This is a genomic window from Neobacillus sp. S1227 (assembly GCF_055385255.1).
The window spans coordinates 3,720,282-3,733,900 of sequence record NZ_AP038276.1 but is presented as its reverse complement, the minus strand read 5'-3'; the positions used below and the strand labels follow the sequence as shown (position 1 = coordinate 3,733,900).

16 protein-coding genes are annotated in these 13,619 nt (G+C 41.1%); 10 read left to right on the top strand and 6 right to left on the bottom strand.

Annotated elements, in window-relative coordinates; genetic code table 11:
* Positions 1-216 precede the first annotated feature (216 nt).
* Positions 217-963 (bottom strand): YoaK family protein, encoded by a 747-nt coding sequence (locus ACZ5AE_RS18615; protein WP_464566092.1) that lies wholly within the window; start codon positions 961-963, stop codon positions 217-219.
* Between the two features lie 163 nt (positions 964-1,126).
* Between ACZ5AE_RS18615 and ACZ5AE_RS18610 the strand changes: the two genes are divergently transcribed.
* Entirely contained in the window at positions 1,127-2,188 is a 1,062-nt protein-coding gene (locus ACZ5AE_RS18610) for an LLM class flavin-dependent oxidoreductase (RefSeq protein WP_464566091.1), read from the top strand.
* Positions 2,189-2,234: 46 nt separating this feature from the next.
* Here ACZ5AE_RS18610 and ACZ5AE_RS18605 read toward each other — a convergent pair whose 3' ends face one another.
* On the bottom strand, positions 2,235-2,381 hold the full coding sequence (locus ACZ5AE_RS18605) for a hypothetical protein (RefSeq protein WP_464566090.1): 147 nt from the start codon (positions 2,379-2,381) through the stop codon (positions 2,235-2,237).
* A gap of 179 nt (positions 2,382-2,560) precedes the next feature.
* Here ACZ5AE_RS18605 and ACZ5AE_RS18600 point away from each other — a divergent pair, with 179 nt between their 5' ends.
* Complete coding sequence (locus ACZ5AE_RS18600) at positions 2,561-2,788, top strand: hypothetical protein (RefSeq protein ID WP_464566089.1); 228 nt, start codon at positions 2,561-2,563, stop codon at positions 2,786-2,788.
* Here the strand turns inward: ACZ5AE_RS18600 and ACZ5AE_RS18595 are convergent.
* Entirely contained in the window at positions 2,785-3,621 is an 837-nt protein-coding gene (locus ACZ5AE_RS18595) for an RMD1 family protein (protein ID WP_464566088.1), read from the bottom strand. The two genes, ACZ5AE_RS18600 and ACZ5AE_RS18595, sit on opposite strands and share 4 nt — an antisense overlap.
* Before the next feature lie 96 nt (positions 3,622-3,717).
* Entirely contained in the window at positions 3,718-4,794 is a 1,077-nt protein-coding gene (locus ACZ5AE_RS18590; RefSeq protein ID WP_464566087.1) for an ArsR/SmtB family transcription factor, read from the bottom strand.
* A 106-nt stretch (positions 4,795-4,900) separates the two neighbouring features.
* Here ACZ5AE_RS18590 and ACZ5AE_RS18585 point away from each other — a divergent pair, with 106 nt between their 5' ends.
* From ACZ5AE_RS18585 to ACZ5AE_RS18570, 4 genes are all read left to right on the top strand, one after another.
* On the top strand, positions 4,901-5,713 hold the full coding sequence (locus tag ACZ5AE_RS18585) for an MBL fold metallo-hydrolase (protein WP_464566086.1): 813 nt from the start codon (positions 4,901-4,903) through the stop codon (positions 5,711-5,713).
* A 149-nt stretch (positions 5,714-5,862) separates the two neighbouring features.
* Positions 5,863-6,660, top strand: coding sequence for a DUF2935 domain-containing protein (locus ACZ5AE_RS18580; protein WP_464566085.1), 798 nt, complete (start codon positions 5,863-5,865; stop codon positions 6,658-6,660).
* 217 nt (positions 6,661-6,877) lie between these two features.
* Positions 6,878-8,101 carry an MFS transporter gene (locus ACZ5AE_RS18575; RefSeq protein ID WP_464566084.1) on the top strand — a complete coding sequence of 408 codons (1,224 nt, stop codon included), beginning with the start codon at positions 6,878-6,880 and terminating at the stop codon, positions 8,099-8,101.
* Between the two features lie 134 nt (positions 8,102-8,235).
* Positions 8,236-9,264: a threonine aldolase family protein gene (locus ACZ5AE_RS18570; protein ID WP_464566083.1), complete on the top strand. Its 1,029-nt coding sequence runs from the start codon at positions 8,236-8,238 to the stop codon at positions 9,262-9,264.
* A gap of 59 nt (positions 9,265-9,323) precedes the next feature.
* On the opposite strand, the gene ACZ5AE_RS18565 is transcribed toward ACZ5AE_RS18570, so the two are convergent.
* Complete coding sequence (locus ACZ5AE_RS18565) at positions 9,324-9,974, bottom strand: cell wall hydrolase (protein WP_464566082.1); 651 nt, start codon at positions 9,972-9,974, stop codon at positions 9,324-9,326.
* 143 nt (positions 9,975-10,117) lie between these two features.
* On the opposite strand from ACZ5AE_RS18565, the gene ACZ5AE_RS18560 reads away from it, so the two are divergent.
* Both ACZ5AE_RS18560 and ACZ5AE_RS18555 read left to right on the top strand, forming a co-directional pair.
* Positions 10,118-10,384 (top strand): AEC family transporter, encoded by a 267-nt coding sequence (locus tag ACZ5AE_RS18560; RefSeq protein WP_464573663.1) that lies wholly within the window; start codon positions 10,118-10,120, stop codon positions 10,382-10,384.
* An 84-nt stretch (positions 10,385-10,468) separates the two neighbouring features.
* Positions 10,469-11,578, top strand: coding sequence for an FtsZ/tubulin family protein (locus ACZ5AE_RS18555; protein ID WP_464566081.1), 1,110 nt, complete (start codon positions 10,469-10,471; stop codon positions 11,576-11,578).
* Between the two features lie 125 nt (positions 11,579-11,703).
* Here ACZ5AE_RS18555 and ACZ5AE_RS18550 read toward each other — a convergent pair whose 3' ends face one another.
* The gene (locus tag ACZ5AE_RS18550; RefSeq protein ID WP_464566080.1) at positions 11,704-12,159 is read right to left on the bottom strand and encodes a hypothetical protein; all 456 of its coding nucleotides are present in this window, start codon (positions 12,157-12,159) and stop codon (positions 11,704-11,706) included.
* A gap of 187 nt (positions 12,160-12,346) precedes the next feature.
* Here ACZ5AE_RS18550 and ACZ5AE_RS18545 point away from each other — a divergent pair, with 187 nt between their 5' ends.
* Together ACZ5AE_RS18545 and ACZ5AE_RS18540 are read left to right on the top strand one after the other, a co-directional pair.
* Positions 12,347-13,114 (top strand): spermidine synthase, encoded by a 768-nt coding sequence (locus tag ACZ5AE_RS18545; RefSeq protein ID WP_464566079.1) that lies wholly within the window; start codon positions 12,347-12,349, stop codon positions 13,112-13,114.
* A gap of 138 nt (positions 13,115-13,252) precedes the next feature.
* Positions 13,253-13,408: a hypothetical protein gene (locus ACZ5AE_RS18540; protein ID WP_464566078.1), complete on the top strand. Its 156-nt coding sequence runs from the start codon at positions 13,253-13,255 to the stop codon at positions 13,406-13,408.
* Positions 13,409-13,619 lie beyond the last annotated feature (211 nt).

The window sequence follows — 13,619 nt, the reverse complement described above, 5'->3', positions numbered from 1 at the left end:
AGGTTTAGAGAAGTGTCTTCATGAAGGGTCTATGAGGACAAAACCGGTTAAAAGGTTTAGAGAAGTGTCCTCATGAAGGAGCTATGAGGACAAAACCGCTTAAAATAAATGGAGAAGTGCCCTCATGAAAGGGTTATGAGGACAAAACCAGTTAAAATGTTTGGAAAAGATTCTTCATTACGTACTTAAAATGTTTATGAAAGCCTTCATAATAAATTACCCCTTATTCAACAGCGTCCTCGGATTCGCATTTAACACCATCAACGCACAAATCAATATCCCCGACACAAACCAAATCGCTTTCGTGCCGAAAAGCTGGGTGAACAGGGTTCCAAGTAATGCTCCCACTAAAAATGAAACAATCACAACGCTGAAATCGAAAAATTGCTGGATGCCTTGTCGGTTGCGAAGCACAAATGCGGTATAGGCAGCTTCTGCCGCCGTACGCAAATTACCAGTCACCATCGCAGAATTATAGGGCCACTTAACCAAAGTCCGGAACGACGAAATTTGAACGGAGGAAACGAAAGCAATCGTTATAACCACGAACGTATTCGGCACGGCTGCTGGCAGGGCTCCGACAAACAAAAGGACGAGACTTTCTAAGAAAAGAACCGACCGCGCGGGATAAGGGAACTTCCTCGTAATAAACGGTTGTTTTAAGCTTTGAGCAACCACCACCCCAATTACAAACGCCAAAATAGGCGGTATGTGCCTCCAGCCTTGATCCCAATTTCCTTTCGAGACCTCAACACCCAATAACACGAGATTTCCGGTTTGGGAAGTCGCAAAAACACCATCCCTGCTCACAAACGTATAAGCATCCAAGAATCCGCCGATTAACGCCAGTAAGATACCCAATCCGACTGATTCAGGCGTTAAATGCGGCACTTTTGTTACACCTCGATGTATTTGCTCCCGTACAGCATAAAGCGATAGCCTCTTATTATAAGTTTTATCCATGAAGGCTCTCCCCACGAACGCTTTTCTTTATAGATTAACCATTTTTTAAGGTATTACTTATTAAAATAAGGCTTTCAGGCTATTTTCTTGGAACAAACGCAAAATAAATGATAAAAAGGAATTAGAAAATGTTGGCTTCTTAAGTCATTCAGGGGGTTTTTTAGTGGAAATAGGTATTAGCACGTTTGTAGAAACTACGCCGGATGTGCAAACCGGCGAGGTTATAAGCCATGCCCAGCGAATTAGGGAAGTGGTTGAAGAAATCGTTCTAGCAGATCAGGTTGGACTCGATGTCTTTGGTGTTGGCGAGCATCATCGCGAGGATTATGCAGCGTCTGCTCCAGCTATAATTCTTGCGGCAGCGGCATCCCAAACAAACAGAATCCGCTTGACCAGCGCGGTAACGGTTCTTTCATCTGATGACCCAGTCAGAGTATTTCAGGATTTTTCAACACTGGATTGTATCTCGAATGGACGGGCTGAAATTATGGCCGGACGCGGCTCCTTTATCGAATCGTTTCCGTTATTCGGATATGATTTAGGTGATTATAATGAGCTTTTTGATGAAAAACTAGAGCTTTTATTAAAGATCCGTGAATCGGAAAAAGTAACCTGGCGAGGAGGGCACCGTCCTGCTATCGACAATCGCGGCGTTTACCCAAGACCGGTTCAGGACCCGCTGCCAGTATGGATTGGGAGCGGCGGTACGAGCGAATCGGTGGTCCGCGCTGGTCTGCTGGGACTTCCATTAGTACTGGCAATCATCGGAGGAAGCCCATTTCATTTCGCACCGCTGGTAAAATTGTATAAACGTGCTGCCGCTCGCGCAGGTCATGATCCAGAAAAGCTTCCAGTGGCGTCACACTCGCACGGGTTTGTTGCGGAAACAACCGATATTGCGGTGGACAAGTTTTTCCCATCGACACAGTATGTTATGAATAAACTGGGACGGGAGAGAGGCTGGGGCCGTTACGACCGGTCAAGCTTCGATGCCGCCCGCAGCTTTGAAGGTGCCTTGTATGTGGGTGATCCGCAAACGGTGGCCGCCAAAATCATTCAATTAAGAAAAAATGTGGGAATTACCCGATTCATGCTGCATGTTCCTCTAGGCACCATGCCTCATGAGGATGTGTTGAAAGCGATTGAGCTATTGGGTAAGGAAGTGGCACCAATCGTTCGTAGGGAAATTGCTAAATGGGAAGCGTCTGGCGGAGGAAAAGAATAGGCCAAAAATAAGAAGGCATGCTTATGTTGGCATGCCTTTTGGTGTACTAGGAAACATCCGTTAATTCTGATAAATGAACCAATTCAATATGATGCAAGCTTCCAACTTCTTTAATTTCACAGTACCCAGAAGTGTACTGAAAAAGGATGACATACTTCTTGCCGTTATAAATTACAGGAGTGTTATTGTCCATTTCATTCCCACCTTCCGAAATCCTATTATCATTGTACAAACCTTTCTTTACTTATATATGAACCTGATTTGAAAAATATGTTATAAACATTGTGAAAAAAATCGAAAAATGGTGTTGGATTTTGACTGAATGTAGGACAAGCTAAAATTTAATACATGAATGTCAAAGGAGATTAAACCGTGAAATCATATGAGATTAACAACATGATTATTGATGATGACTTTGCAAGCGAAGAATATGTAACGGTGGATTTTATTCATCAGGATAAACAATATAGTATTACATTCAAAAAATCGGATCTAGAAGTGATGAACAGATGGGTGTATGAGGCTGGTATGTCTCTTCCGGCAGAAATACCGGAAGAGCTGATTGAATCAATCAGAGAAGATGTCAAAAATAGAATTTAAGGAATCCACCCGACAATTTGCAAAATGGTCAGGACAATTTCAAACAGGATGAGAATGACGATAATCCACTCCACGAACAGGCCGCGGATGGAGTGGCTGATGGTCGAAAAACCATCCATGATATTGTATAAGATGTCTGTTTTGCTTTTTAAGATTTTATAACGATCATTTAGTTCGAAAAATTCGATCATCCTATCATAAAAATCACTGGCCGTGCTGCTTGCCCATGTGATGTCGGGCTTATCTAGAATCATGATATAGGCCAGGGTGTTATACTCATGCCGCACAATTTTCGCTGTTGTCCGGGCGAGTTCCTTGTTGCCGATTCTCAAGTTACCTTTTTCAAGCCGATCAATCATGTTTTCAAGCTTATCATGAATCTTTCCGAGTTGCTCTTCGGTTTTTTCAAGGGCCACTGATTTAGCGAGAACCGTGGAAATTAGCTCAGGATAGAAATCCTCAAATTCCGGGACTACCACGAATTCGTCAGCGAGATCGAGGTTTTCGTTTTCTCCGATGTGCAGGCTGTAGTCGTCCGTGTATTTGTTTGTAATATTGAGGTCAACGTCTGGCTCGAAAGACCGGATAAAGCGAAATACAATGTTGAAGTCCTCATCACTTGCATGATTGATAAAGACAACACTGCCGAAGGAAAAAATCAATACCATTTGCATGTCGGAGACCTCTTGCATGAGGATAGAACGCAATACATCTCTCTTTAAGATTAAAGGTTCTTCCCAGGTGAATTTCTTCGGTATGCCGCAATGAATGGCAATTTTGTTTAAATTAATTTCGTTTGTGATGGCGAATGCTTTAAAGGTTATGGCCTCCATTGTTACCACCCTTGAGTGAATTTTCTAAGCTTATTAATGTGTATTCGTTATTTCACCATGAATTCCCTTCCTTATTTTTGAAAAACCATCGGGTAGTTAATCCATAAATTCGGTTCCTTTGATATAGTGTGCCAAACCTGATTGAATTTCACTAAAGGATTTTTCCAGCAAATGATAAAAAACATAATAGCTTTTTCGCTTGGAAGCGATTAAGCCTGCATCTTTTAAAAGTTTTATATGTTTAGAAACGGCACCTTCAGTCATTCCCATCAGTCCGGCCAATTCACTGGTCGACCGTGGTTTTTGGGATAAATATTTGACAATCTGAAGCCGGCTTAAGTCCCCTAATGCGTTGAACAGCTTTAATAAATCCTCAGGAGGAATGGGCCGGGCAGCCTCCTGCTGATTTTCCATGATAGAGTAGTTAATCCCCACTGGTTTATGGGTATTGACAAATAAATGCGGCCAGGCAAAGTAGGAAGGAGTTAACAGTAAGACATCGTCTTTCTCAAAATAAAATTCCCGTTTTGAAACTCTTCTGATCACGGCTTTCTTTTTTGTAGGATGAATATCAAGTTCCGGCGAAAGGCTTCCCAATAGCTTGAGGGGTCCTTCCTTCATAAGCAATCTGCCGCTGGAAGCAATATCCTTTAGAAAAAGTTCTTCTATTCTACTCCAGTCGTCCTTCATACAGGTATTCCAAAAATTCTCCAGCAGCGTCAAAAATCTTAGCCGTACTTGTTCCGGTTTTTCCATCAAGGCTAAGATAATTTCCTTTGATTCCGGGTAACGGCTGCAAGCTAATTGGACAAATTCTTGTTGTTGATTCATTTTTTGGGGGCCTAAGATAGTTTCTACAATCGTTTCCAAAAATGCATCGGAAGAGTCACAACTTAGTTTATTTAGATCCTCCGCAAAATCGCTGATTGTCGAATTCTCTTGTAGTCCCCAGAAAGTAACAATGGGCCGTTTATAAAAAATGCTAAATGCATCGATTTCTTGTTTTAAAGCAGGGTTCACTTTCTTCCTGGCATTTATGACCCATGGGATATGGAGCGGGTGGTGCTTGCAATCGATGAACACGTGAAGGGCGATTAGAGTTTCGTGTGCGGCTGAGTACCCAAATGATATTTGTTCGGCTGATAGATTGGAAACATCTAAAGAAAAAGACATGGTTCTCCCCCAACTGATTTACTATTTGCTCAATAAGTAGTCCTGCTGACTAGAGGCATCATATAATTCCATTATAATACAATCGGCAAAAAGGAGAGGAAATAGGATGAACGGAGAATTTTACAGCAAGCATTTTGAACTGAAAAAAGTGGGGGAAGGGGTTTATGCCGCGATTGCAAAGGAAGGCAGCGGTGCGGTTGGAAACGCCGGTTTCGTAGATTTGGGGGATCAGACGATTGTGTTTGATACATTTAATACGCCGCAGGCAGCAGAAGATTTGAAAAGGGCAGCGGAAATGGAAACAGCCCGTCCGGTTACCTGGGTTGTGAACAGCCATTTCCATGGGGACCATATACGCGGCAATCAGGTGTTTAAATACAGTACAATTATTTCCAGTCAAATCACATATGAGAAAATGCGGGACATTCATCCTGCACGAATCGAGCAGCAGAAACGGGGCATCAAGGAACTTACCCATTATATTCAAACTTTAAAAGAACAATTGGGACAAAATCATAATAGGGAACTAGAGAACAAAATCAGCTTTTTAACGGAAGTGGAAGCGTCCTTGCTCTCGCTAGAGTTGACACTACCCCAGCAAATATTTAATGACGAAAAAGTTTTAATCGGAACCAAAAGAAGCGCAAAACTATTTACTCTAGGCGGCGGACATTCCTTCTGCGATGCCATGCTCCTAATACCGGAAGAAAAGGTCCTATTTATGGGTGACTTACTATTTGTCAAAACCCCGCCAACATACTTTGAAGAATCAAACCCTAAGCAATGGATGAAAATTCTAGAAATTGTAGAAAACCTTGATTTTACAATAGCCGTACCAGGCCACGGCCCAGTTGGAACAAAAAACGATGTGCGAAGCATGAAAACAATGCACGAGGACGGCTCTAGTGTTTCAAAATGAATGTTAGAACGGGGAAATCAACTTCTTCAAATATTATGGGGTCTGTCCATAAACCTAAGGATGGTTATAGAGCGGCAGTGTTCCTTCATAAAATAATAATGGTGTTTGAATAATTTTATAATTGTAGATTGTTTAAGGGGGAGCTCAACATGAATAACACCTTTGTTAAGACTGCCAGCTTTGAGCATTCTTTCTGGCTGCAAATACTTGGGGACCATTCGCGGTTTATTTATGAGGCACTAGCACCTGTTCAAAAGGAGGAGATTGAAAGAGCTGTAAATTTCATTCGGATATTCGATAATCTTTTGAGTCAGGTAAAAACGACTGATCCAAAGCAAATGGCAGTCCAAGCAGAACCAGAGGTAATGAAACTTCGGGAATTTAAATTAGACATGTTAAGTAAACACCTGATTGGTAAAATCAAAATCCACCTTTCCCCAACTTTCCTCAACCATATGGTCAATGAATTAGAAGAATATGTACGGATTTTAAAGCACTTGAAAGCTGGGCAGGTCCCTCCAGTCTACCATGAAGTGCATCATCATCTTGTTTGGTTATTGGATGCGGCCGGCCATTCGGATGCCATTTCCTCTAATTTGGACGGTGTGGAAAAAAGTTTAAGAGAGAAAAGTGATAGATTTACGAAGGATTTTGAGGCATTTTATTTAAAGGCAGTTGAAATGGCAGGTTACTTAAGGACCAACCTGGCCGCTTTTCCGGCTTTGGCAAAATTTAATACGGATGCTGCCTTGGAAATCAAGCTTTTTCAAAGTTTTTTAAAGGAAATCGAAGAACTGGAGTTAAGCAAACAGGCGTTAGGAACATTTGCCCCATTAATGGCGGACCATATGTGGCGGGAGGAATGCTATTATCTTACCAAACTGGCGGAATCAGCTAATTTGGAAATGCCAAATTGTGACCCCGCGAAGCCGAGGCTTCAGGATTAAAATAATGCGTGACAGCCCACTATAATTATGTTACTATAAGAAAAAATAAATTTCCTTTAATATGGTCCAGAGAGGCCAAAAAGGGTTGTACGGAAACACTCATATATCTTTTTTGTATATGAAACCCTTTTGTCTCTTTGTCGACGGAAGGGTTTTTATTTTTGTGAAAGTATCTTTTAATCAGGGTCCAGAGAGGCTCGAAAGGAGAATGACAGCAGTGAATTATCAGAAAAAAACAGTCGTAGCATCAGTTGCAGGTTTAACGTTAGAAGGAATGGACATCATGTTTATTTCCTTCGCCATGTCCATGATTATTGCTCATTTCCACATTGATATGGCAACAGGAGGGCTCATTTCTTCGATTACCAACTTGGGTATGTTAGTTGGGGGAACAATTTTTGGAATTTTGGCAGATAAGTTTGGCAGAGTAAAAGTTTTTACTTATACGATTATATTGTTTGCAATCGGAACAGCGTTAACTGGTTTGGCAACAAATATTGAGCAAGTCTATATCTTTCGCTTTATCGCAGGTCTAGGGGCAGGCGGAGAATATGGAATTGGTATGGCACTGGTTGCAGAAGCATGGCCGAAGAACAAGCAGGGGCGCGCTTCCTCCTATGTAAGTGTTGGGGCACAATATGGAGTCATTCTGGCAGCACTATTAAGTGCAGTAATTCTTCCTTCCTGGGGTTGGAGAGGATTGTTCTTCGTCGGAATTATCCCAGTAATCTTTGCCTTTATGGTTCGTAAAAACTTGGACGAGTCGCCGGAATGGGTGGCCGCTCAAAAAGAGAAGAAGTTGGTTAAAAAGCAAGGGAATTTAAAGCAATTGTTTGCGACTCGCAGAACGGCCTTTACGACAGTAGCTTTGGCCATCATGGCAACCGTTCAAATTGCCGGCTATAATGGTTTAATGATCTGGCTGCCATCGATGCTTCAAAAATCACAAGGATTGACGGTGTCAGGTTCCGCATTATGGACCATCAGCACCGCGGTTGGAATGATTGTCGGGATGCTAACGTTTGGACAATTTATCGACCGATTAGGAATGAAACGCACATACGGAATCTTCTTGCTAGCCTCAGCAGTAGCAGTATTTTTATACTCGTTTGCAGCAGGAAGTGCCGGTGTCTTAATCGGCGGTGCCGTCGTCGGATTCTTCGCAAATGGGATGTTTGCCGGTTATGGTGCTTTGATCAGCCACTACTATCCTGTTGAAGTACGCAGTACCGCTACCAACACGATTTTCAACTTTGGCCGGGCGCTTGGCGGATTATCGCCAATTTTAGTAGGGTTTATCCTGCAGCACGCGAACGTAACGGTTGCCATGGGATATCTTGCAGTACTTTACTGCGTATCATTTATTGCGATGCTTAGCTTGAAAAAGGGAAAGGCAGAGCAAACACAAGAACGATATGTTCCAACTGCAAAGGCAGTGTAATTTTTATAAAAGCCATTACCGGTGGATTGGATCACGGTAATGGCTTTTTTGTGTCAAAATAGAGGATTTTAAAAAAAAAAGAATGGTACAATGTAAAAATAATAGCCATTTTGAAAAACTGGAGGCAAACACAAATGTACAGCTTTAAAAACGACTACAGTGAAGGGGCGCACCCTAGAATTTTAAATGCTTTAGTAGAATCGAATCTTGTTCAGGAAGATGGGTATGGAGAAGACCGCTATACCCGGAAAGCCGTTGAATTGATAAAGGAAAAAATCGGGAGGACGGATGTAGATATTCACTTATTGGCAGGTGGTACCCAGACCAATCTGACTGCTATATCCGCTTTCTTAAGACCGCATGAAGCAGCGATGGCCGCAAGTTCCGGACATATTCTAGGGCATGAGACAGGTGCTATCGAAGCCACTGGCCATAAAATCATATCGATTGAAACAAAGGACGGCAAACTAAATCCATCACATCTTCAAGCAGTACTTAACGGACACCCGGATGAGCATATGGTGAAGCCGAAGCTTGTTTATATCTCCAATTCCACTGAAATTGGCACGATTTATAAAAAGAGTGAACTGGCCGCATTAAAAGATTTTTGTGATGAAAATAATCTGATTTTATTTATGGACGGTGCGAGACTAGGGTCGGCATTGTGTTCCTCGGAGAATGATCTTCATTTAAGTGATCTTTCTGCATTGGTGGACGCTTTTTACATCGGTGGTACGAAGAACGGAGCACTGATTGGGGAGGCGTTAGTGATTTGCCGTGACTCGCTGAAGGAGGATTTCCGCTATCATATAAAGCAAAAAGGCGGGCTTCTTGCGAAAGGAAGACTCCTTGGCATTCAGTTCCATGAACTGTTTCGAGACAACCTATTTTTTGACTTGGCAGGGCATGCGAATAAGCTGGCGGAATTGCTAGTTGCTGAAATAAAGAATTTGAATGTTTCTTTTTTGACCGAGTCCCCATCTAACCAAATTTTTCCGATTCTCCCGAATGCGGCAATTACAGAACTGGAAAAGAAGTATGGGTTTCATATTTGGGAAAAGGTTGATTCCGACCACTCTGCTATCCGGCTGGTTACCTCTTGGGCGACAAAAGAGGAAAAGGTTTTGGAGTTTATTCAGGACCTGAAAAAGGTAATTGGATAAATTGATTTAATCAAACAAAGGATCGGGCAAAGGGAAATCTGCCCGGTTCTCCTATCAAACTATCTTTTAAACACATGGTCCCCAATCGCAGCAGTTGTCATCTTTGTATCAAGCCAGCGGCTTGTTGAAATTTCCGGATTATAGAAGAATAATGAATCTCCTACTAGTTCCCTTTTCTCGTTCAATGCTTCATGCACAGCTTTAATAGAATCCTCATCAGCGGGTTTATTAATGGCCCCATTGCGGACAGGCTGGAATTGCCCCTTTTGATAAACAACCTCTCTTATCGAGTTTGGGAATGCCGAACTCGCAACACGATTTAAAACAACGCAGGCAACAGCCACTTTTCCTTCGTAAGGCTCAATCTCTGCCTCGGCCCTGACCAATCTTGCCAACAAATCAAGTTCTTGTTCTGAATATCCCTGATTCTGTTCAATTGCTAACGCGGCAGATGCCGCCGCCGCTCTAACAGCAACGGTCCTCGCTGCCGTCAATTCAGCCTCAGAATTACTAGTATGTATAGTTTGTCCGACATAAATCAAATCGAGGTTTTGAACCTGAGGGTTCCGATTCGCTAAATCTTGTAAAGTCATATGATGTTCTCTTGCAATTTTAGTCATCGTATCCCCGGTCTTAACGGTATAAGCAAAAACAGGTGAAGAAAATATGAGTGATATCACCATTGTTAATGCCGCTATTAATTTTTTCATCTAATATTCCCCTCCTAGTTGATGGCACGTAATCTCTTAGTGTCTATTTCTATGAATCGAAAAAAGTGAATAGTATTACAGTTTGATTTCATAGAAATAACAATTGTGTTATGCTGAAAAAATATCCAGGAGCCCGCTAGCCCATTGTTTGGATTGTCATCTGCAGGCTTATTATTTCACCAATAGTTGGGTTTTTAGTTATCACGGTTCTAGGTCTTAAAGGGATTACCGCACAGGCGTTATTCATTGCCAGCTCTTTTCCAACCTCGAGAAATAGTTCGCAGCTTGCACTCGAATACAACAATTATCCGGAGTATGCTTCCCAAGCGGTTCTGTTAACGACCATCATCAGCGTTTTACCGTTGCCATTGTCGTTTACCTATCGAAGATCCTTTTTACGGATTAAATAACTTATTAGACAAGCCAATTTTTCAATGGATAAGTCTAAATCTGCAAAAACTGAATATTTTCATAATAGATAAGGAGGCGATAAGGTGAAATCAATCGGCATCTTGGGGGTAGGTCAAGCAGGAGGAAATATCGCTGAAATAGCATCAACGATGGGCTTTCAGAGCGCCCTAATCAACACAAATCAACGAGATGGGGCCGTTAACACGAAAGTGGAAAAGAAGTATTTTGTACCTGGATACAATGGCGCGGGGCAGGACCGCTCAGTAGGTTTACAGGCCGTTCATCAACACCACAGGGAAATGGTTGAATTTGTTAAAAAGTCCTTTAAAAACATTCGGTTGTTATTGGTTGCATTCTCGACGGACGGAGGTTCCGGATCGGGGATGAGTCCGCTGTTAATTGATATTTTATTAGACCAGCTGACGGGGATGAATATTGGGGCGATTGCGGTTGTACCTGAGCGGAATGTGCTGGCGGGGAATCGGATCAATGCGTCTGAATGCATTGAACAACTTTCCAAAATTGAAGGCATTTCTTCTGTATTTTTAGTGGATAACGATCAAATGCGTAGAGTAAATCCACAATCAAGCAAGCAGCAGATTTATCTTCAGTCAAACCTTCAGGTTATGCAGGCCATCAGCCATGTCCTGGAAGTAACCCAAAAGAGTTCATTTTACGGCAATTTTGATGAAACCGATTTGATGAATATCCTCAATACAAGAGGAGTAACGTTGATTTCGTCTGCACCTGTTACTGATGCGAAAACGACGCAAGAAGTGGCCGAATGCATTCAACGCTCTTGGGCAAGCTCCATCTTTTGCCCTGTTGATACAGTTGGGGTCATTCGGGCAGGACTTATATATGAAGGGCCGGAGACAGTCACGAAACTCATTAATGCACCTGCTATTTTTGAGGGGATCGGGGAGCCTTTAGAACTATTTGAGGGAACCTATATAACGGAAGGGGATCCGACGATTACGACGATTTTGGCAGGGCTGTCTTTCCCAAGGCGCCGCCTGCAATCCTTGGAGGAATCACTGGAGAAAAACAAAGAACGCCTGCAATATCTTGTCAAGAAAGAACATGCAGAGAGATACGAATCCTCCGTTTCCTGGGCTTCAAATCTGAAAGCAAAACCACCTGAACGAAAGTCTTCGGGTGTAACCTCCAAGTTGTCAAAGTATCAGAAATAAGGTAGTAAAAAAGGCATCCACTTTGGGGTGTCTTTTTTACGGAGAAATTCTTGGCAGAGCTTTAACAGAAAGAATAATTTAATGAAAAAAAGCGGTGAGGCCTTTGCTTTCACCGCATGAATGCGTTACTTTTTATTTTGATTTTTTCGTTTTATTTGTTTGTATAATCCTGAAGTATTATTAGAGATATTGTCCAACTTTTGAGCCATAGAAGCCAGTGATTCGTTTTGTTGTTTAAGTTCTAAAACCACGTTGGCCATATTCTCCAAATTAGTATTTAGAGAGGATAGCATTTCATTTGCTTTTTGTAATTCTATTACCATATTAGCGAAATCCTCCTGGCTAGAGGCTGCTGTTTCTGTATTTCCTTGTTTTACAGGTGCAAAAGATGATGGAAGTTTAAGATTACTAAGTCCAGCAACAGAACTTAAAAGAGATTCGTTTTTTAGAAGAGTGGCTGCCATCTGCATCAGAGAATTCATATCAAGTTGATTTCCTAAACTTCCCTTTAAATTCTTTAGCACCTGCTCACTTACATTAATACCACCGTTATTATTATTTTCCACTACATTTTCATCCATATTATTACCCCTTTATCATTTATTAAAATCAAAAATTTACTTTATCATATGTTTTTTTGCAAAAATGAAGTGTGTGAATAACCCTATAAAAGGAGTTTTCTATTTTGTTAGTTTTTATGCAATCTATTCATTCCGCAATAAGTACAAATGAATAATCTATAGTAAACATGCTTATGGAGGAGTATAGATGGATTTTTTAAATAAAAAAAATGATTTGGGTTTATTTCTTCCATTTTACGGGTCAACATTAGTTTATAAGGTTTCTAGCAGTTATCAAAATATTTACGTTATGGAGCGAAGTGAATACGAAGGAATGCGTGGGAAATTCCGGATGCTTCAGTTTTCATCCAATGTGAGTCAAGGAATCATGAATTTGGAGCAACCGAATGACTTAGTTGTTTCATACATTCGACTCACAGTAGATCTTATTGATTTCTTTGTCCCTGATTTTAAAAAAGGATTTATTATTGGACATGGAATTGGCACCCTAAGTTCTTATTATTCAAATAAGGATATGGTAACGGCGGAATTGGATCCGGTGGTTGTTGAGGTATCCATGAAGTATTTTGGACATTCGGGTCAAAATGTAGAAATTGGCGATGGACAAGTTCTTCTAAATATTCAAGAGGCTCATTCTCAGGATATCATTTTTATAGATGCATTCAACAATGATGAAGTACCAACCCATCTAGCAACGGAAGAGTTCTTTGCTTTGACTGAGGAAAAGCTGTCCGACAAAGGGATTTTAATCATGAACTATATCGGAAAAATAAAACATGATAAATTCTTGGATACATTATATTTAACGATTTCCAAAATCTATCCTTGTGTGAAAGTGTTTGTGCAAAATCCAAAGAAAATATCGAACCAGAACATATTATTCGTTGCAAGTCGGAAAATTCTGGAGGACTATACTCCACGAGAAGCCGTACCAATTCAGATTTCGGGTAATTAGCGATGTTAGATTGATATATGAGAATAATAAAATATGCTTTTTTACTATTACCAATCTAATCCTTTCCGCATAGCTTGTCTAATATAAGGAGGGTCAAATCTTCCTTATGTAAAAAAGAGAGAAAGGGGGGGATTATCCATGGCAGTAACATTGCCTGCTTGTCCAACACTTGGTGATATTGTTGTTGGACTTGTATTGGTTGTAGCATTTTTACTGGGAAGCTTACTTGGTGCTCGTCCAGAAACACTAGCTGCTGTATCAGATGCCATTGCACAAGCCTTTACTTGCGCATAAGGCAGTAAGTTGACAATCTAAGGAAGGACCTTTTTTGGCCAAGCCCAAGGAGGTCCTTTTTGGGTTGTAATTATTTATAACTAGGAAGTAAAATTGTGACAAGAATTCTCAATGTACGTACTTGATTAGTTTTGAATAAAAGTGTGTAGCAATTTAGAGATTAGTAAATTATTAAATTTTTCTTAAACAAATTGACAGAAAGGGGGATCGT